This window comes from Francisella salimarina (genome assembly GCF_007923265.1).
In the GTDB taxonomy this organism is placed as follows: Bacteria; Pseudomonadota; Gammaproteobacteria; order Francisellales; family Francisellaceae; genus Francisella; species Francisella salimarina.
On the sequence record NZ_VOJA01000004.1, the window covers coordinates 348,306 to 367,141 of the forward strand.

The window sequence follows — 18,836 nt, forward strand, 5'->3', positions numbered from 1 at the left end:
TCTCTGTGACTTGAGAAAATGAAAAAGTTCTTCTCAAATAGTTTAATTGTATCTGTATTCTTATTTTTATCGAAATTATTAGGTTTTGTTAGAGACTTATTATTAGCTAGTTTTTTTGGTAGTGGATCAGCTTTACAAGCGTTTTTGGTAGCTTTTAGGTTTCCTGAATTCATGCGCAAGGTTACGTCATCTGGTATTTTGACACAAATAATTAATCCATATTTAAATGGTAGTACTAATGATAGAAACAGAAAGTTTATTATAACTGTACTTTACTTCATAGCTTTATTGTTATTGGTTTTGACTATTGTAGCAATAGTCTTTAGTAATGTTTGGGTGGAAATATATGCATATGGCCTGGTTGATGATAGAAGTGTTTTGAGCTTAGTCAAAAGCATGTTTGTGATCATGATCCCGTACTTGTTGTTCAATGGGATTATGGGAGTGATATCGGCTATCTTAAATAGTTATAGTAAATATCTAATATCGTCAATCCTACCAATTGTACTAAATATTTTAATGATAGTGGGTATAATTATCTCACCAATGTTTAATGTTCCTATCTTTAGTGTTGCTTATGCGGTTCTCTTAGCAGGGATTATCCAAGTTATCATTGGAGGGTATAGTCTTAAAAGACTAATGGGTAAGGTTAAGCTTAATCAAGATGTGTTTTTGGTTAAGGATCTCAGGTCAAGAACATTCTTAAAAAAACTTCCTTCAGCATTTTTCGGAACAGCAATATTACAAATAAATGGATTGATAGAAACATTTTTTGCATCTTTTTTGCTATCTGGAAGCTTGGCGTGGCTATATTATGCAGATAGAGTTAATCAATTCTTATATGGGGTTTTTGGGACAGCTATAGCAACGGTTATGATTCCGTACCTAATTAACTATAAGAGAAACCAGCAGAAATTTTTCCAGACATTAAGCTTTATTATGAGATTTACTTTAATAATAACAGTTCCTGCCGTTATAGGTCTATTTATATTGGCTAAGCCTATCGTTATTTCACTATTTTTCTATGGTAAGTTTAATTTGCAGGATATCGATTTTACTTATCTGGCTTTGCTTGGTTATTTAGTATCATTGTGTTGTTTTGTAATCGTCAGAGTAGTTGTTTCAGCACTTTACATACAGAATAAAACCTCAATAGTTTTTTATATTAGTTTAATATGTCTAATAATTACTATAGTTGCTGATATGCTAGTTGTGAATTTGTTTGCAAAAGATGATCATGCATTTTTGTATTTAGCGTTGGTAAGTTCCTCTGTTGCATTAATCAATTTGGTTATTCAGATGTGGGTGCTTTGTGATTTTAATATTAGATTATTTGTTGATAGTTATTTAGATTTGATGACAATTTTTAGGATAACAATTGCTAGTATATGTATGGTTTTAGTATTAAAATCATTTAATCTAAGTGATAGTTATTGGATTACTTTATCAATGTTTGATAGACTCAAAAGTATAGCTCTAATAGTGTCTAGTGGTATAATTGCTTATTCTGTAGTTATGATAGTACTGGGAGGTTTTAGATCTTTGAAAGATTTAAAACAGTAATAGTTTTATCAAACTATCAGGACAAATTTATTTAGGATAAAAATGTACGATTTCAAAAAAATAAATAATCTTAGGGGAATAGAAAGAGAAACTTTGAGAATCACTTGTAGTGGAGTGCTTGCTGATTCGTGCCACCCGTATGCTCTTGGGCATAAACTAACTAATAGTAGTATAACTGTTGATTTTTCGGAGAATCTTCTTGAGTTGATTACTAAACCTCATGAGAGTATAGAAAGTACTTTTTGTGAGCTATATGACCTTTCAGCTTTCACATTAGCGAATATGGCAGATAATGAGATTATACTTAATACTAGTATGCCTCTTTCAGCTGATGAAAGTGAAATAGAAGAGGCTGATTTTGGTAGTTCGAACTCTGGACAGATGAAGAGAGTTTATCGCAAGGGATTGTCTGTTCGATATGGTAAGATTATGCAAATAATCTCAGGCATACACTATAATTTCTCTTTTGATAGAAAGCTGATAGAAAATATTGCTAGTGATAAGCAAAGTTCAGTTTCTGATGTTTATTTTGATGTTCTTAATAAATATTTTGAATTTATGTGGTTATTACCATATCTATTTGGAGCTAGTCCAATATGTGCTAAGACTTCTGTTAAAAATAAGCCTAACTACTTGTCAGATTTAGATGATGAGTTTTTTGTTGGCAAATATGCTACAAGCTTGAGAATGAGTGATCTTGGTTATACGAGTCCAGCACAAAAGGATCTGGCTATATCATATAATGATGTTAAATCTTATGTTAAAGATTTGATACATGCGACTGATGATATTTTTGATGATTATAGAAATTTGGGTTTATATGATGCTGAAGGTCAAAGAGTGCAACTAAACGAGAGTATTTTACAGATAGAAAATGAGTACTACAGTGCGATTAGACCTAAGCAGATAGCTAAAAGGTGTGAAAGACCTGCATGTGCATTATATAACCGAGGTGTAGAGTATATTGAGGTTAGAGTTCTTGATGTTGACCCTTTTACTCCAGTTGGAATAAGTAAAAATACAGCTCTTTTCGTTGAAGCAATGTTGATGACTTGTTTGGAGGAAGGCGCAGTAAGATATAGTAAAGAACAAATCAAGCAGGCTAAGCAAAATTTGACTGCTGTGGCAATACAGGGTCGTAATCCACAGCTTAAGCTAAAAAAACTAGGTGATGCTAGAGAAGTCTTATTGAAGGATTATGCATTAGAGTTGTTTGATAAGATTGAAGCAACAGCAGAAAAGATGTCATCTGAGTATCTTGAAGCAGTATATCTAGAAAAACAAAAGATTTTGGATATTAATAAAACACCATCTTCTAAAATAGTTAAGATTGCAGAGGAGCAAGGATATAAAAATTTTGCGTTAAAGGTGTCTCAAAAAGCCTCTGAAGAGTTCAGAGGCTATGCGCTATCAGCAGATGTTGAGTCTGAACTACAAAGTCAAGTTTCTCAGTCTGAAGTCGCAGAGAAAGAGTTGGTTGCAAATGATAGCATATCTCTAGACGAATATATTAATAGGTATTACGAATCTTCAAAAGGGTGCTGTTAAACTTTGTTTTAATTTGTTATTTCTGTATAAATTGATAGGCATAAAAAAACCAGCTCAAGGCTGGTTTTGATATTATGGTACAAGTGAAGTAAAAAACTATACTTTCTTGATACCACCGAATCTCTTCTTGAACTTATCAACACGTCCAGCTGTATCAACAATTCTTTGCTTACCAGTGTAGAACGGATGACATTGTGAACAGATATCGATGTTCATAGCATCTTTACCAGAAGTTGATTTAGTAACAAAAGTATTTCCACAACTACAAGTTACTTTTACTTCAGTATATTTAGGATGAATTTCTTGTCTCATTTTTATAGTTTCCTTATATTTATAATCTGACATCGCCACTTAGACTATCTCATCTAAGCACCATATCCCTTATTAGAATAGCTCAGAGATTGTAGCTTAAAATATCCACAGTATCAAGCTTAATTCGAAGAAATATACTTCTCTCTACGTACACTCTTAGGTCCAAAACCTGCATTTGTAAGCATCTCATATGATTGATCAATCATATTGGGATTGCCACAAACGTAAACAATATCAGTCTCAGGGTTTAGCCCTATACTTTCAAATTGATTTTGAACATATCCAGAGATCTCATAATCTTTAAGATCTTGAGTTTCTCTACTAAGACATAACTTAAAGTGAATGTTATCATGCTTTTTTGCAAACTCTATAAAATCATGTTGATAAAGAGCATCTTTGCGATATTGGACTCCTAGTAGTATATGTATTTCAGTGTTGTCAGCCCTTTCTAACAGCTCTGGGAACATTGCTTTGTATGGTACAATACCAGTACCAGTACCAACCAGAACTAATTTATTAATTTCTTCTTCTTTTAGAACAAGTCTACCCGCTGGTCCCATAGCAGGAGCAGTATCACCAATTTTCATATTAAAGAAAGTATCAGTTGCTACACCGCCTTTTACATAAGTGATACCTATTTCTAGAAGCATATTATCAGAAGGTAGTGAGCCTAAGCTGTAGCTTCTGCGTTTTAGGTTACCTTCCTGATCTGTTAATAGGAATGTGATAAATTGCCCAGCGATAAAGTTAAGAGGTTTACCATCAGTTCTTTTGAATACGAAATGTCTAACATTGTCTGTAATATCTTTAAATGAAACTAGTTCAAGTTCAAATTTTTCCAAAGCCATTTTATTAAAAATTGTCATGTGTATTTATAACAGCAATAATTATATACTCAAAATACCTAGAAATATAGATATCTATCAAATCATATTGTTAGATAATTAGTAAAATACATTAGAACAAATTTATGCATTTAGAGTGCTTTTGTGTATATAATAATTTTATATGGGTAGTAAGCTTAAACTTAGAAAATGTATAAAATACTAGTGTTTTTGTTGCTTCTTCCTTGCTTAGGATTGGCAGAAATGACTCAAGCAGATATAGAAAAGATATATACAAAACCAATCATTCTAGATAGTAGGCACTATACTTTTAATGTTGAGTTACCCGTAGATTCGATAGATGGATATAGATGGTTTCTTATTCCACCAGATTATGATTATATAGATGATAGTGGCTATACCCATGAGAGTGTTAATGTTGAAAAATCAAAATGGGCTGGTATGGATAATTTTAAACTTAAACTCACTAAAAAGTTTAGGAAAGTACCTCATAAAATCATATTACATTTTGAATGTTTTCGACCGTTCGAGGAACATCCTGAGATTTTAACAAAAGATGTGACAGTATTATCACTTTTAGATTAGGAGCATATATGAAGAAAATACTGATGATAATATCTGCGATGTTGGTTGCTTTGAGTGCAACTGCTGCAGATTGTGCTGATAAAAGCTTTACTATAATAAGAGATAAAGCTAAGCAAATGGAGCAAGCCTGGGATGCGGCTGACCTTGATAAAGTTGTATCATTCTATGATGATGATTTTATGTATATGAGTGGAGGTAAAACTTATACAAGTAAAGATGCTGTGTTAAAGCATTATCTTGATGGATTTGCCGCAAATAAAGCTGGCAAAAGAGATATGGGTAAGTTAAAACTTAACTATGAGTATTGTCGAAACCTTGATGAGAATCATCAGTTAGTTATATTAAAGTTTATATGGGATGGCTCTGATGGTAAGGTTGTTACAGGTCACGATTTACTTGTTTGGCAAAAAGATGGTAAAGATAACTATACTATAATAGTAGATTTTCCACAGTCATAGTTTATATAAGGTATAAGAGGAGATGTTATGTTTTTTTTGATATTTTTGGTAATAGTTTCTATATTCTTATTGGCTTTCTCAATAAGTATAGTTGAGACTCAGTCAGTAAATGTGATAGAGAGATTTGGTAAGTTTGTTAGAATCCAGCGCGCTGGACTTAATTTTAGAATACCTTTTATTGAAAGAATAGCTGGTAGAGTCAGTTTGAGGGTACAACAGCTTGATATAGTTGCAGAGACCAAAACAAGAGATAATGTATTTGTACACATGAAAGTTTCTGTACAGTTTCTAGTTGAAGAGTCGAAGGCTGTGGATGCTTTTTACAAGCTAACAAATGCCAGAGCGCAAATGGAGTCGTATGTTTTTGATGTGATTAGATCATCACTACCGCGTATGAGTTTGGATGAGTCTTTTGAAAATAAAGATGCAATAGCACTAGATATTAAGAAAGAGTTATCAGAAGAAATGAGTACTTATGGATATACGATAATTAAGTCATTAGTTGTTGATATTAATCCTGAGGAAAATGTTAAGCGTTCGATGAATGAGATTAATGCTGCGCAAAGACAGCTTGAGGCTACAAAAGCAAAAGCAGAAGCAGAGAAGCTTATCAAAATCAAAGAAGCAGAAGGGCAAAAAGAGTCAATGAAGCTACTTGGTGAAGGTATAGCAGAGCAGCGTAAAGCAATAGCAAGAGGTTTGCGTGTATCGATAGAAGATGTCAAAGAGGGTACTGGAGGAAATATTTCTTCTGAATATATTTCATCTTTAGTAATGATGTATCAATATTTAGATACCTTAGAGAATATGACAAAATCAGGTAAATCAAATGTAATCTTTACTCCAAATTCTCCAAAAGGCTTCAATAATCTAACATCAGAAATGATAAGTGCGTTATCTGCTGTTAAAGATATCTAAACTTTTTGTAACTATATTTCTTGAGAAATTGTGCTATGATAGCACAAGCCTTTTTAGGTAGTTAAATCCCTTATTTATATTTATGATTTTTAGGTTTATAAACGACATGAAAAGAATTTTATGTAGATTATTTATTTGTTTCTTATTACTTATGGAATCAAATTATTCATGGGCACTCATAGGTAAACTAAGTTTACAGAATGAAAATCTGAAGCTTGTAACAAAAGATAGAGAGTATAGTGTACTAGGTAGTTCAAGTGTTTTGGGTGAATCAAAAAGTATGGCTTATCTTGATACGTTGGTATTCATAGATAATCAAAACCAAATTAATGATAATGCTTTGTATATTAATGATGTTCCGACTGCTATTAGTGGGAGCGAGCGACTAACAGGTGTTTTGGTTAGACAAAATCGTGACCTATATTTGAAGGTTGGTGATCAAGATATTCCTGTTAAATTTATAGAAGCAGTTGATTTTAGGGGTAATCATTTTGATCAAAAATCCATAGACTACTATCTTAATAAGAAAGTTAATGTTATAGCTGAATTTGATCATGGGGTCCTTTACATATCAGCGATTGTGATTAGTAATGTTTTTGAGAGTATAAATAACCTCTTCCCTTTAGATAGTAACTATAAAAAACTTATCGAAGAGGATTATGTAGAGTTTGTGACAGATACTTTAATGGAAGATGCTCTTAGTAAAAATCTAGAGCCATTTAAGGCTACTTTATTTGATGATGCAAAAGTTAAAAATGGTGATCATGTTTTGATTATTTCTTTGTCGGGTCGTCAAGGCGATGATCTAGTTACAGTTGGAGGACATTTTGTTTTAGGTGAAGCAACTGTTAAACATGGACAGCTCGAGAATTTTAGCTTTTATAATTTTTATACTACTAAGAATAAGAAACTAATGATGCCAGCAAAGGTTTCTTATGAAGATTATTTTGGACATTTATCACAAGGTCAGCAGAACTATAGACCTACGTATACTCTTTTGGTATATGGTGTAGATAAGGATAAAATTAAAAAAATGGCTGAGGTAATAGGTAGAGATTTAGAATATATGCGCACCTCTGGAGATACTGGTGGAATATCTTATGATTGTGTTAATACGGCCTTACATGCCCTATATAAGTCAGAATTTATAGAAAATCCCAACTTTCTGGGATTGGAGAGTTTTTACACCCCTCCAAAAGATTATACAGAAGGAAAATATTCATATTTTAATAATAGCTGGTATTACATTTTGAACACTAAGAGAGTGTTTTTACCAAGGTCTGGTTTTGAATATGTTTTGGAAAATATCGAAACATTTAACCCTAAAAGAGTTGATTTTGTATTTTATAATCAAACACCATCAGGCAGACCTGTTGGTGGGGCACCCATTGCCGGAGTGCTCAAATACTTTAGAATATCACTTCATTCAAATGAGCTTAGTGAGCAAAATACTGTTTATGATATAGCTACTTTTTTAGATGGTTTGGGAATATAGGCTTTATATAGGAAAAAGATACTCATAAAAGCATGTTTAAAATTTCCTGAGTTTTTCTACTTTCTGAAAAAGGCTTTTTAGACACTAAGAAAATGTCAAACCTCTGAGAGGTATATTTTTCAAAAATTTCTACAAGCTCTCCTTTTTGTATTGTATCATCTACAGTAAATGATGGGAGATAAACTATTCCTAGTGAGTTAATTGCCATACTGGTTAATAGTCTAGAGAAAGAGCATTTTTGTTTTAAATTTATGCTATATTCTTTACCAGATATTCCCCAAGTAGATTTGAAGTTTTGATAGTGGTCTAAGCATTGATAATTTACTAGGTCTTTTGGACTGCTTGGTGTCCCATAACTTTTGAGGAAATCAGGTGAAGCGCATACAACTTTTTTCCATTCTCCTATTTTCTTTGCATAGAAGTCACCATCTGGTAGAGTTCCACAGAAAATAATAGCATCAAAATTTTCATCGTATAATCTATTTAAGTAGTTTCCAATTTTCCACTCAACAAAAACATTTTCATTATTTGTTGTATAAAGCTTTACTTTATCAAGAATTGATTCAAAAAATGAAAAAGGAATGCCTATTTTTAAATTTCCTATAAATTGGTAATTAGTGTTAAGATCTGTTTTGATTTGATCTTCAATAAGTATAAGCTCTTTGATTCTTGGTAATATACTGATACCTGTTTCGGTTAAAAAAACTGATCTTGTATTTCTGTAAAAGAGAGTGGAGTTGTAATATGTTTCTAGTTCTTTAATTTTTTTAGATACTACTGATATCGATAGGTTTAATTCTTTTGCGGCTTGTCTGAAATTCAGAGTATGTGCGAGTTTATCAAAAATTTTATAGTGTAAAATTTCTATTTTCATTGATTCTTTTTTGATATCAGTGTTTCTATATTTTGATTATTAATATCATATAAGAATCATTGTAATATTTCTATGTTAATTTGAAACATGAGTAATTAGGATAAAAGATGATATTGATAAATGTTGAATATAAGAAAAGTTTAGATATTGTGGATAAATATAGACAGTCACACATGGATTATCTTTCAAAGTTTTATGATGATGGGTTAATTTTGGCATCAGGCCCTTATAATAACCGCTCCGGAGGGTTCATCATTTCAGTAATGGATCTTGAGTCAGCAAAAGAATATGTTAGAAATGATCCTTTTTATTTAAATGACATAGGTGATTTTGATATTAAGGATTTTATACCTACTAAATCATCACTAGGTTTTAGGAATTTAATTAATGGTGAAAACTTTAGTAAAGATGGTAGAGAATTATTTAATCAGTTACATGGTAAACATGCTGGAGAACAGTTGATTAAAGCTTTATCGAAAATAGCCCCAGATTTCTCAAAGTTAACTTTTGATTTTGCATTTGAAAGTATTTTTGCTAGAGATACTGAGATGTCTATGCTGACAAAAGAATTAATTACAATTGCTGTATGTTGTGCAATAGGTGACTGCCAAGCACAAGTGCAGTCGCATCTAGAAGCTGCTATTAATCTTGGTGCTTCTAAAGATATGATAGTTGAAACTTTACTATTAGTATCTCCATTTGCAGGATTTCCTAGAGTTGCAAATAGCTTACTTGCGATAGATTTGGGTTAAATAAGTTAGGAGTATTTTAAAAAAAATGTATATAAAAGACAAAAAATACTTTTTTAGGTATATGGTCATCTTGGCTATGATGAGTAGCATGGGATTATTAGCTTCCGATATATATGTGCCAGCGATGCCTAGTTTATCAAAAGCTTTATCAACAACTAGTTCGTCATTACAGTTAACATTGGGAGTTTACTTATTTGGACTTGCTATATCTCAGATATTTATAGGTTTTTTATCTGATATTTATGGACGCCGTAAGACTTTATTAATAGGTTTTGGTATATATACGATTGCTTCTATTTGCTGTGGTTTATCTTCTTCTGTACATGTGCTGATAATATGTAGATTTGTTCAAGCGATAGGAGCTTCTGCAGGTTTGGTTGTTGGAAGGGCAACTATTAGTGACCAATTTAATCTCAGTGAGGCAACAAAAATATATAATATAATTTATCCAATAGTTGCAATCTCACCTGCAATAGCCCCATTAATTGGTGGATATATTTCTAGTTTTCTAGGGTGGCAAGCAACTTTTGAGTTTGTCGCAATATATGGCATAGTATTATTCATTATAAGTTTTCTATTCTTGAAAGAAACGAATCATAATAGAGAGCAAAAGAAGATAATATATATTTTTCATGATTATCCTTTACTGATATCAAACTATGCTTTTTTGAGTTATCTTATTCCTGTATGTTTATTATATGGTGCATGGTTTACATATTTATCCCAGTCGACTTTTTTGTTTAATCAAATGGGTTATTCACAATATACTGTTGGATACTTTTATATACCTCTTGCGATAATGATTTATTTAGGAAATTTTTTTAGTAAGAAAGTAATAAATATTTGGGGGAGTGAAAAAGTATTTTATATTGGGTTGCTATCTTTCTTAATTGGTGGAGTATTGTTTACAGCTTTTTATTTTTTGTCGAGTATGAATTATGCTTTTGAAATAATAATACCAATGTCCATTGTTTCAATATCAAACGGCATAGTCTTACCGTTGGGGATAGCTTCTGCAATAAATATATTTAAAGATAAATCAGGAGTAGCCTCTGGACTAGTTGGTTTTGCTCAGATTGGTTTTTCAGGTTTATGTGCTTCATTTATTGGTAAATTATTTGGTATTAATACTTTTGTTCTTGTAATAACTATATTCTGTATGTCTATCTTAGCTTTTCTAAGTTACATATTGAAATCAAAAAATATAAACAAGAAGTAGATATTAACTTTATAATCTGAAAATATTTTGTTGGGGAAAATAAGTGGTAGCTATGAGTGGACTTGAACCACCGACCCCAGCATTATGAATGCTGTGCTCTAACCAACTGAGCTACATAGCCACAAAAGATGATTGATATTATATGTAATTTAGTTAAATTGTCAATATTAATTCATATCGATGTTAAAAAAAATATTACTGATGTTTTATTACTTGCTAAATATATTAGTTTTGTAGTACGATATAAACCAAGTATACACAGGGTTTACCCTATATAACTATTAATAAAATAAGAAATGTCTGAAGGTAGAAACAAATTAAACGATTTTTCATTGTTACAATCATTGTTAGGTGGGTCATCTAAGATAGAAGAGAAGACTTCTAGAATGAAGCAAGCTAGAGATAAGAATATCTCTAAGAGTAAAAATACTCCTAAAGCTCCTGCTAAGAAAGTAGAAGATAGAGATACCTCTTTTATACGTATTCCACAATATGGTCATAGGATAAACAATAAGACAGTAAATGAGCTACAGAATCCTCAATTAGAAGATGCTCAAGAAATTGTAGTTACTGTTGATGTTGAAAAAGAAAGACAAAAAGAAGAAGCTAAGCTGTTTAAGTGGCTATGTCATCGTTTTCCAAAATGTTTTGATCCGATCAATAAAAAGCCACTAAAAATTGGTATAAGCGAAGAAATTGAAATAATTTATCAAAATGAGCATTTCGCTCCTGTAGATAAAATGGTTCTTAGAAATGTATTGCGCCGATATGTTGGTGATACACGCTATCATAGAGCTGTTTTTGAGCTTAAACAGAGATTTAATCTACAAGGTCAACCGGTTGAGGATTATGCTCCTGAGCATGTTGAGTACTCTAAAAAACGTCTTGATGAGATTGCTGAGAAAGCTGAGTTTAGAGCAAAAGGTTTGACTATGAAAGATTATTACGAATACAAAAAGCAGCAGCAAGAAGAAAAAGTAGATATAGAAGAATAAATTCTTAAATCATTTTAAATCACCGTAAATTATTGCCTCTTTTGTCTTTTAAGTTTATTCTTTTACGTATGAATTACTAATTTATATTATGTTGTGAATTCAAAAATAAATAAAATTTTCTCTAAAAATTTTTTAATAGTTTCGGTTTTATCGGTATTTTTTGTGCTACTAACCAGTTGTGCAACTGATGATGGCTATCAAGGTCAACCGCTTCCTGTCATAAAACATGGTTATTCAAAGAAAAAACAGATAGCTTATAATATATACGGCTTTAAGTTCGAAAATACACCTAGAGGTATTTACAATATTCTTGACAAAAAGCCCACTCAGTTTTTGGTTAACGTATATATTGGCGATAATTATGGCTGTAAGTTTATTTACACTATGAATAAAGATGGCAAAAAAGAAGAGATTAGCAAAACAAGTTCTTTTGAATCATACTTGTCAGGTAGTAATGAGTTACTGAAGCTTGAATGTAAGGGTGAAGATTCTAATATTGATTATAAAATTGTTGTCTATGCTAATAATACTGAGTACGACAAAATAGGGAATCTGTCTTATTTGGTTGCTTCTGGAGGACTCTAGCTCTATTTTCTCCAAAAATCTGGCATGAATAATACTAAAATAGTAAATATCTCAAGACGTCCTGCAATCATTGCAAAATCACATATCCATAGAGCTTCTTTGGGAAGGTTCTTGAAATTAGAGCCTATTTCTCCTAAACCTGGACCGACATTTGATAGCGTAGTTGCGATAGTGGAGAATGCTGTAGTGACGTCTAGACCGCAACCTAATAAAGCTAACCAGCCACCAGCAAAAATTATAATATAGACGGAAATAAATCCTGATACTCTATTTAGAGCTTGCTCAGAGATATGGATGTCACCAAGCTTAACAGTAAATACTCCTTGAGGGTGAATTACTCTTTTAGCTTCTAGAATAGCTTTTTCCTTAAAAAGAATTGCACGAATCATCTTCAAGCCACCAGCGGTTGAGCCACCACAACCACCAATTATTCCAATAAACATTAGCATTATTGGTAAGAAACTAGGCCATAAGTAGTAGTTTGTATCAGAAACAAAACCAGCACTAGATGATATTGATATCACTTGAAAAATACTATTTGTAACTATGCTAAAAATATTAGACAAGTCATCAGTGTGGGCAATCATGGTTATACATACTATAAAAGACGCAAAAAATATAAAATAAAAATATGCTTTAAATTCAACATTTTTGAAATAGTGACTTATCTTGAATTTTGATAAAGCTATATAGTGTGCTTTGAAACTAGTAGCACCTAAGAAAAGAAAAATACCACAAACTAGAATCATTCCAAAAGGCTTATCAGCCATACTTGAGTCAGATGGAGCAAATCCTCCTGTAGATACAGTTGAGAATGTGTAGCATATAGCATTAAAGGGATCTACGCCAACTAATAAATAAGAAATAAAGCATAGGAATGTTAGCAATAGATATACTAGCCATAGAGCTTTGGCAGTACTTGAAATTTTTGGAGCGATTTTGTCATCTTTCCATTGTCCAGATATTTCAGCTTTATATAGCTGCATACCACCTACACCTAAAAGTGGTAAGATGGCAACTGACAAAACGATAATCCCCATACCGCCAAAAAATTCAGTTTGTTGACGATAAAATAGTATACTGTGTGGTAGTTTGTCTAGTCCTTCAATTACAGTACCACCCGTAGTTGTAAAGCCAGAGACTGATTCAAATACAGCATCAGTGAATGAGAGGTTTAAGCCAGGAAATGACATATAAGGAATAGCACCGAATACAGTCACAAACATCCAAACTAAAGTTACTATCAAAAACCCATCTCTATTCGAAAGTTTTTTTTGGGTGTTCCTGGAGATAAACCATAAAAAGAAGCCACATGAAAAGGTCACAGCAAAGCTTAAAATATAAGGATAGGCATTTTTTTCAGCATATATGTAGTCAACTAATAATGGACTAAGCATAGTGATGCTTAAAAACATTAAGAATATACCAATTATCTTTGGTTTTTGACTCAACATAATCTGCTAATACTTAAAAGCTTAATGTTTTGTATATGACTTTGATGTTTAGTTTAGTATAATTACACACAAGCTACAAGATAATTTATATTTAGTATTTTAGGAGAAGTCGTAGTATGATGAAGCTTATATTGCGTTTGGCTCACTTGTTCGATAACAAAAAAGATAGAGCCTATGTGAGTGAAATAGACCAGTTTTTACAGGAATTCGATAAAGCTAACCCACAGAAGTCGGAATCACAAAAAAAAGAAATATTAAAGCACAGAAATATCTACAAAAGAGAAGCTAAGCCTAAGACAGATTTTCTTGATGGTTAGTTCTTTTATAAAAGCAACTTAATACACTCTTAGTTAGTTCTACTTTTACAATCAGCTTTTATTAGTATCCCAAATATAATACACTTATGATACATTTGTGTACCTTTTTTGATTATTAGTAAGTTATGAAAAAGAATTATTTTATTATCGCTACTATATCGGTTTTTATAGTTGCATTTTTTTTGCTTCTAAATTATCTGCAACCAATGAGAGCAGATGATTTTGGTAGAGCTAATACGGATACCCTGGCAAAGGGTTTAATAATTATGGTTCACTCTATTCAGGCTGATTATTTTACTTGGACAGGCAGAGTTTCTGCTCAGGCTTTAATCTACTTCCTGATGAGTAAAACATATATAACTTTGTCACTATTTATAGTCAATGTGGTTAATTCGATAGCATTTTATATATTCATGTTGCTGACCTTCAAAATAGTCACTTATGATCGAGGTAGAATATTATCTAAAGATTTTGTTATATATAGTTTTTTCTTTGTTTTTGTCTTTTATCAAACAGGGTTTATGGCAAATATCCTATGGAAAACAGGAGCTATTCAGTACTTTTGGGGATTAACATTACTTACTGTTTTATACTATTTCTCTATAGTCAAAAATAAAAATAGTATGTTGCTTGGCTTATTTATTGGCTCGATTATTGGTTTATATAATGAGATATTTGTATGTGTCAGTATTTTACTTTGTCTAGCATACTTTTTTGAAAGAGTGCTAACAAAGAAAGTTATAAACGATACGCTTGTTGCTTTTTTTGTGGCGTGTGGAGTCGGAGGGATTGTATTAATAACAGCACCTGGAAACTATGCAAGGTTAGATCATTTATCATCAGGAGTTCAGTCATCACTATTGCAAAATGTTACTCGCTTGATAAGTGAGCTAATATTTACGCCACAGTATACGCTTATACTGTTGATTATGATTGTGATCTTTTTAATATTAGCTTTCACTAATAAAAATTTCAAAAAACTATCAATAGTTGTATATTCTGCAGCACTTGTATTATCACTGTTTGTATTAGTGCCAGTGGCAAAGTCATACGATCTAAATCAAAGAGTATTACTTATTTATTATGCGATATTTTTTATGGCTGCTTATATGCAAATTTATAGTCATAGTAGTTTATTTGTTATTAAACTATATGTAGCTCTCAAAAAGCTAAGTCCGATATTTGTGTTATTGTTGGTAGCACAATTATATTTAATATTTAGTATGAGCTTGTTTTTTTATAACTTCGAGCAAAAGCGTGATGTTTTAGTAGAACAATATCAACATTCGGGAGTTGCTGATCCAACATTACCGTGTATAGTTGATTATATATCACCAACTGTTTTTATTGATGATATTACACCTAATAAAGATCTTTATAATAATCAAGCTTATGCTGATTTTTATGGTTTTAAAAGTGTCGCTTGTAAGACTGTTGGTTAACTAAAAGTAGGATATGAAATAATGTTAAATAAAAGTTTTTTTATAAAAATATTGCTGCTGATTGTTTTTGTTATAACTTTTTTTATTGGTGTTGCAATTTATAGTTATGTGTTTGCTAGAGTGCAAAATTCAACAATATTTTTTAAAATTTTAGATGTTATAAGAGTGCATAGTTTGACTCAGGTAGTATCTTTTGTATGGATTACTTCATTGCCGGTGTTGCTAGCTGCTTACTACTATTTTTTCTTTAGAGTGATTTTTAAGAAGTATATAAAATAAAACTATCAATCTTTAGTTTCATCAATTACATCAGTATCTTTAGGGATGTCGAAGTCAAATTTAGTATTATCTATGTCAATATCGGTTTTCACATCTGAGAAAGAGATTTTAGTAAATTGATTCAAAGATGTTGATATAGCTAGGTATTCAAGATTTTCATTATTAGAGAATTTAATTTGTATACTATCAATCATTTGATCATTCTTGGGTTTTAGTAGGTATGTGTTCTTGTCGAGCTCTTTAACAGTAAACAGTTTATTTATATTGTCAGTGTTTTTAGAAAGCAAAATAAGATAAGGGAATTGAGCTATATTATTAGATACTTTCTTTATGATAACCTGTTCTAAGTCGCCATCATATATCCAAAGCTTTGATCCATTTGAGATGATTTCTTGATTATTAGGAGAAGTAGTTATCCACCTGAAGAACTTAGGCTTTTTTAAACTCATATAGCCTTTTGAACTAATATTATCGCTAGCTCTTCCACCATTAATGAGTTTTTGATCAAAGCTTGCAGTCATTGAGTGAATGTTTTTGATTTTATTTATAAGATCATCACTAGCATTAGCAAAACTATAGTTGATGCCAAATATAAGAGTTAGGAGTAAAGTTATTTTTTTCATTTAAGAGTCTCTTTTAATTAGAACTTCGCGCATACCATTTTGATTCATTTCTGAAACAATACCGTTTTCTTCCATTTCTTCCATCAGCCTTGCAGAACGGTTATAACCTATCTTTAATTTACGTTGGACAGCCGATATAGAAGCTTTTTGTGTTTTGATAACAATTTCTACAGCCTCATTATATAGTGGATCTTCGCTGTCTCCGCTACCATTGCTAGAGCCACCACTACCATTATCAGCATCCTCAGAGGCTTCTAAAATATCTTGTACATAGTCAGGTTCGCCATACTCCTTCCATGATTCTACTACTCTATGTACTTCATTATCATCAACAAAAGCACCATGAATACGCATAGGAGCTCCAAAGCCCGGCTTTAAATAGAGCATATCACCTTGTCCAAGAAGTTGCTCAGCACCTTGCTGGTCAAGGATTGTTCTAGAGTCAATCCTTGAAGATACTTGGAATGACATTCTTGTTGGAATGTTTGCTTTGATTAATCCTGTTACAACATCAACAGAAGGTCTTTGAGTTGCTAAAATGATATGGATACCTGCAGCACGAGCTTTCTGTGCGAGTCTTGCAATTAGCTCCTCAACTTTCTTACCGACAACCATAATCATATCGGCAAATTCATCTGCAACAACTACAATGTATGGCATTTTTGTAAGAGTTGGAGCCTCGTGAGCTCTTTCTGGATTCATTTTGATGAACATTGTATCTTTGAGAGGTCTGCCAGCTTTTTCTGCCTGCTCAATTTTATCATTAAGTAATGCGATATTTCTAACTCCAGCAGCAGACATTAGCGCATAGCGACGCTCCATCTCTTTAACACACCAACGCAAAGAGTTAGCAGCTTCTGTCATATCTGTAACAACTGGTGTTAGTAGGTGAGGTATGCCATCATAGATAGAAAGCTCAAGCATCTTAGGATCAATCATAATAAATTTAAGCTCATCAGGGCTACATTTGTATAGCATACTGAGAATCATCGCATTAACACCAACAGACTTACCAGATCCTGTTGTACCAGCTACTAGTAAATGAGGCATCTTAGCAAGTTCAGCAAAAGTTGGCTTACCGGATATATCGACACCTATTCCCATTAAGGTAGGTGCTTTTGACTTCATGAATTCAGGTGAGGCAAGTACTTCCTTGATACGTACCATCTGTCTAGTTGGATTTGGTAATTCTAAACCTACATAAGGCTTACCTGGTATAACCTCTACAACTCTAACAGCTGTAGTTGATAAGGCTCTAGCTAAGTCTTGAGCAATATTGGTAAGTTTGCTAACTTTTGTACCTCTTGCTAAATCTATCTCGTATCTGGTAATTACAGGACCAGGATAAGCGGCGACTACCTTAGCATTTATGTTAAAGTCATTTAATGTTTGCTCTAGTAAAGATGATGTTTCATTAAGCTGTGTCTGTGAAATAACAGTTTGCTTTGGCTCGGGTTCTGTAAGTAGATCCAGTGATGGTAAACTAGACTTTTTTAGAGGCTTGGTAACAGTTTGAGTGCGTGTAATTTCTCTTAGATCTTCTTTAGTCATTCTATTTGAGGGGGAAGACTCCTCAGCTTTGACGTCATCAAAATCGATATCAAGGTCCAAGATAGGTTCTTGTTCTATTGAAGCTGTTTTATTCAAATCTTTTTTAGGATCTTTGAATGAAAGTTCGTTATCAATATCTGTATTTTCTAGAACTTCACGGAAATTATCATTCTTTTTTGGAGAATTATCCTTTTTTATATCAACAGGTAATTCATTTGAATTATTTTTTTCAAGGTTTTTTGTTGAGTTTGTTTTTCCTTCGAATGCGTCAAAATCATTTATGTCAGGTATATCTTTATCATTTTTAGGTTTAGCTTTTGATAAGTAGTTCAAGGCTCTGCCCAAAAACATAGCTATGTTTTTGAATATATAAATCCATGTTGTGCCTGAATATAGTATTAAACCAACAAATAGTGATATTAGTAATGTAAATGTCCCACCTACGGAACCTAAATATTTTATAACAAATTTTGCTGTTTCATATCCTAAGATTCCTCCTGAACGCTGGGGCACCCAGTAGTTAAAAAAATTAAGATAAAGTTCAGATAACCCACAACAAGAGAGTATAAAGGTAATGATTCCAACTGTTTTGATCGTGAACATCAAGTAGCTGAGGCTTTCTTGTTTTCTTTTTAGCAGAAGAATCCTAACAAAATCGATAAGCAGAAAAGGCAGAATGAAGCCAATAATTCCAAAAATTGCGAGTATAAAACTAGATATGTAAGCTCCGACAGGACCTGCATAGTTCTTGATTGTAGTTTCAGAAGAAATACTGCTCCAGCCTGGATCATTTATATTAAAGCTAAATAGTGCTATGAATAGATATACTATTATCGCGGTTAATATAACTATGAGAGTTATCTTAAGCCTACCTACCGCATGATTTGTTTTGTTTATATTGTTGTCAGCCATGATTTTGTAAAATGTTTAAAAATTAATGATAAAAACCAATTCATAATTCTAACAAAAAAAACTCTAAAAATGTTAGACTATACTACTAATTTATCAAGCATAAGTATTA

The 18,836-nt window shown here is 32.1% G+C and carries 19 protein-coding genes and 1 tRNA gene; 13 read left to right on the plus strand and 7 right to left on the minus strand.

Annotated elements, in window-relative coordinates; translation table 11 throughout:
• Positions 1-18 precede the first annotated feature (18 nt).
• Both murJ and gshA read left to right on the plus strand, forming a co-directional pair.
• Positions 19-1,563 carry a murein biosynthesis integral membrane protein MurJ gene (gene murJ, locus FQ699_RS07225; protein ID WP_146421750.1) on the plus strand — a complete coding sequence of 515 codons (1,545 nt, stop codon included), beginning with the start codon at positions 19-21 and terminating at the stop codon, positions 1,561-1,563.
• 42 nt (positions 1,564-1,605) lie between these two features.
• Positions 1,606-3,111 (plus strand): glutamate--cysteine ligase, encoded by a 1,506-nt coding sequence (gshA, locus tag FQ699_RS07230; RefSeq protein WP_146421751.1) that lies wholly within the window; start codon positions 1,606-1,608, stop codon positions 3,109-3,111.
• 96 nt (positions 3,112-3,207) lie between these two features.
• Here gshA and rpmE read toward each other — a convergent pair whose 3' ends face one another.
• Positions 3,208-3,423: a 50S ribosomal protein L31 gene (gene rpmE, locus FQ699_RS07235; protein ID WP_013922062.1), complete on the minus strand. Its 216-nt coding sequence runs from the start codon at positions 3,421-3,423 to the stop codon at positions 3,208-3,210.
• 119 nt (positions 3,424-3,542) lie between these two features.
• Positions 3,543-4,271, minus strand: a complete 729-nt coding sequence (locus tag FQ699_RS07240) for a ferredoxin--NADP reductase (RefSeq protein WP_146421897.1) — start codon at positions 4,269-4,271, stop codon at positions 3,543-3,545.
• Positions 4,272-4,457: 186 nt separating this feature from the next.
• Between FQ699_RS07240 and FQ699_RS07245 the strand changes: the two genes are divergently transcribed.
• From FQ699_RS07245 to FQ699_RS07260, 4 genes are all read left to right on the plus strand, one after another.
• Positions 4,458-4,853: a hypothetical protein gene (locus FQ699_RS07245; protein ID WP_146421752.1), complete on the plus strand. Its 396-nt coding sequence runs from the start codon at positions 4,458-4,460 to the stop codon at positions 4,851-4,853.
• An 8-nt stretch (positions 4,854-4,861) separates the two neighbouring features.
• Positions 4,862-5,311 (plus strand): nuclear transport factor 2 family protein, encoded by a 450-nt coding sequence (locus FQ699_RS07250; protein WP_013922065.1) that lies wholly within the window; start codon positions 4,862-4,864, stop codon positions 5,309-5,311.
• A 27-nt stretch (positions 5,312-5,338) separates the two neighbouring features.
• Positions 5,339-6,229, plus strand: a complete 891-nt coding sequence (locus tag FQ699_RS07255) for an SPFH domain-containing protein (protein WP_146421753.1) — start codon at positions 5,339-5,341, stop codon at positions 6,227-6,229.
• Between the two features lie 106 nt (positions 6,230-6,335).
• Complete coding sequence (locus tag FQ699_RS07260) at positions 6,336-7,724, plus strand: hypothetical protein (RefSeq protein WP_146421754.1); 1,389 nt, start codon at positions 6,336-6,338, stop codon at positions 7,722-7,724.
• A gap of 22 nt (positions 7,725-7,746) precedes the next feature.
• On the opposite strand, the gene FQ699_RS07265 is transcribed toward FQ699_RS07260, so the two are convergent.
• Complete coding sequence (locus tag FQ699_RS07265; protein WP_146421755.1) at positions 7,747-8,598, minus strand: LysR family transcriptional regulator; 852 nt, start codon at positions 8,596-8,598, stop codon at positions 7,747-7,749.
• Between the two features lie 107 nt (positions 8,599-8,705).
• Here FQ699_RS07265 and FQ699_RS07270 point away from each other — a divergent pair, with 107 nt between their 5' ends.
• Entirely contained in the window at positions 8,706-9,350 is a 645-nt protein-coding gene (locus tag FQ699_RS07270; protein WP_088820812.1) for a carboxymuconolactone decarboxylase family protein, read from the plus strand.
• A 25-nt stretch (positions 9,351-9,375) separates the two neighbouring features.
• A complete protein-coding gene (locus tag FQ699_RS07275) occupies positions 9,376-10,569 on the plus strand; it encodes a multidrug effflux MFS transporter (protein ID WP_146421756.1) in 1,194 nt (397 codons plus the stop codon).
• A 44-nt stretch (positions 10,570-10,613) separates the two neighbouring features.
• Here FQ699_RS07275 and FQ699_RS07280 read toward each other — a convergent pair.
• A tRNA-Met gene (locus FQ699_RS07280) sits at positions 10,614-10,690 on the minus strand.
• A 175-nt stretch (positions 10,691-10,865) separates the two neighbouring features.
• Here FQ699_RS07280 and FQ699_RS07285 point away from each other — a divergent pair.
• Positions 10,866-11,564: a ProQ/FINO family protein gene (locus tag FQ699_RS07285; protein ID WP_146421757.1), complete on the plus strand. Its 699-nt coding sequence runs from the start codon at positions 10,866-10,868 to the stop codon at positions 11,562-11,564.
• Between the two features lie 105 nt (positions 11,565-11,669).
• Positions 11,670-12,149: an FTL_1709 family lipoprotein gene (locus tag FQ699_RS07290; protein ID WP_041263885.1), complete on the plus strand. Its 480-nt coding sequence runs from the start codon at positions 11,670-11,672 to the stop codon at positions 12,147-12,149.
• 2 nt (positions 12,150-12,151) lie between these two features.
• On the opposite strand, the gene FQ699_RS07295 is transcribed toward FQ699_RS07290, so the two are convergent.
• On the minus strand, positions 12,152-13,606 hold the full coding sequence (locus FQ699_RS07295) for a potassium transporter TrkG (RefSeq protein WP_146421758.1): 1,455 nt from the start codon (positions 13,604-13,606) through the stop codon (positions 12,152-12,154).
• Between the two features lie 113 nt (positions 13,607-13,719).
• On the opposite strand from FQ699_RS07295, the gene FQ699_RS07300 reads away from it, so the two are divergent.
• The 3 genes from FQ699_RS07300 to FQ699_RS07310 all read left to right on the plus strand — a co-directional run bounded on the left by FQ699_RS07300 (position 13,720) and on the right by FQ699_RS07310 (position 15,641).
• The gene (locus FQ699_RS07300) at positions 13,720-13,920 is read left to right on the plus strand and encodes a CBU_0585 family protein (RefSeq protein WP_004286565.1); all 201 of its coding nucleotides are present in this window, start codon (positions 13,720-13,722) and stop codon (positions 13,918-13,920) included.
• A 125-nt stretch (positions 13,921-14,045) separates the two neighbouring features.
• On the plus strand, positions 14,046-15,362 hold the full coding sequence (locus FQ699_RS07305; protein ID WP_146421759.1) for a DUF6056 family protein: 1,317 nt from the start codon (positions 14,046-14,048) through the stop codon (positions 15,360-15,362).
• Between the two features lie 21 nt (positions 15,363-15,383).
• Positions 15,384-15,641, plus strand: a complete 258-nt coding sequence (locus FQ699_RS07310; protein ID WP_013922097.1) for a hypothetical protein — start codon at positions 15,384-15,386, stop codon at positions 15,639-15,641.
• Positions 15,642-15,646: 5 nt separating this feature from the next.
• Here FQ699_RS07310 and lolA read toward each other — a convergent pair whose 3' ends face one another.
• Together lolA and FQ699_RS07320 are read right to left on the minus strand one after the other, a co-directional pair.
• Entirely contained in the window at positions 15,647-16,264 is a 618-nt protein-coding gene (gene lolA, locus FQ699_RS07315; protein ID WP_146421760.1) for an outer membrane lipoprotein periplasmic chaperone LolA, read from the minus strand.
• On the minus strand, positions 16,265-18,727 hold the full coding sequence (locus tag FQ699_RS07320) for a DNA translocase FtsK (RefSeq protein WP_146421761.1): 2,463 nt from the start codon (positions 18,725-18,727) through the stop codon (positions 16,265-16,267). It abuts the gene before it with no gap.
• Positions 18,728-18,836 lie beyond the last annotated feature (109 nt).

What these genes read in the sequence shown, in the direction of transcription:
- murJ (WP_146421750.1), top strand. Translation starts at nt 19, where the DNA reads ATGAAAAAGTTCTTCTCAAATAGTTTAATTGTATCTGTATTCTTATTT.
- rpmE (WP_013922062.1), bottom strand. Translation starts at nt 3,423, where the DNA reads ATGAGACAAGAAATTCATCCTAAATATACTGAAGTAAAAGTAACTTGT.
- gshA (WP_146421751.1), top strand. Translation starts at nt 1,606, where the DNA reads ATGTACGATTTCAAAAAAATAAATAATCTTAGGGGAATAGAAAGAGAA.
- FQ699_RS07270 (WP_088820812.1), top strand. Translation starts at nt 8,706, where the DNA reads ATGATATTGATAAATGTTGAATATAAGAAAAGTTTAGATATTGTGGAT.
- FQ699_RS07305 (WP_146421759.1), top strand. Translation starts at nt 14,046, where the DNA reads ATGAAAAAGAATTATTTTATTATCGCTACTATATCGGTTTTTATAGTT.
- FQ699_RS07255 (WP_146421753.1), top strand. Translation starts at nt 5,339, where the DNA reads ATGTTTTTTTTGATATTTTTGGTAATAGTTTCTATATTCTTATTGGCT.
- FQ699_RS07265 (WP_146421755.1), bottom strand. Translation starts at nt 8,598, where the DNA reads ATGAAAATAGAAATTTTACACTATAAAATTTTTGATAAACTCGCACAT.
- FQ699_RS07310 (WP_013922097.1), top strand. Translation starts at nt 15,384, where the DNA reads ATGTTAAATAAAAGTTTTTTTATAAAAATATTGCTGCTGATTGTTTTT.
- FQ699_RS07250 (WP_013922065.1), top strand. Translation starts at nt 4,862, where the DNA reads ATGAAGAAAATACTGATGATAATATCTGCGATGTTGGTTGCTTTGAGT.
- FQ699_RS07260 (WP_146421754.1), top strand. Translation starts at nt 6,336, where the DNA reads ATGAAAAGAATTTTATGTAGATTATTTATTTGTTTCTTATTACTTATG.
- FQ699_RS07240 (WP_146421897.1), bottom strand. Translation starts at nt 4,271, where the DNA reads ATGGCTTTGGAAAAATTTGAACTTGAACTAGTTTCATTTAAAGATATT.
- FQ699_RS07300 (WP_004286565.1), top strand. Translation starts at nt 13,720, where the DNA reads ATGATGAAGCTTATATTGCGTTTGGCTCACTTGTTCGATAACAAAAAA.
- FQ699_RS07285 (WP_146421757.1), top strand. Translation starts at nt 10,866, where the DNA reads ATGTCTGAAGGTAGAAACAAATTAAACGATTTTTCATTGTTACAATCA.
- FQ699_RS07245 (WP_146421752.1), top strand. Translation starts at nt 4,458, where the DNA reads ATGTATAAAATACTAGTGTTTTTGTTGCTTCTTCCTTGCTTAGGATTG.
- lolA (WP_146421760.1), bottom strand. Translation starts at nt 16,264, where the DNA reads ATGAAAAAAATAACTTTACTCCTAACTCTTATATTTGGCATCAACTAT.
- FQ699_RS07275 (WP_146421756.1), top strand. Translation starts at nt 9,376, where the DNA reads ATGTATATAAAAGACAAAAAATACTTTTTTAGGTATATGGTCATCTTG.
- FQ699_RS07320 (WP_146421761.1), bottom strand. Translation starts at nt 18,727, where the DNA reads ATGGCTGACAACAATATAAACAAAACAAATCATGCGGTAGGTAGGCTT.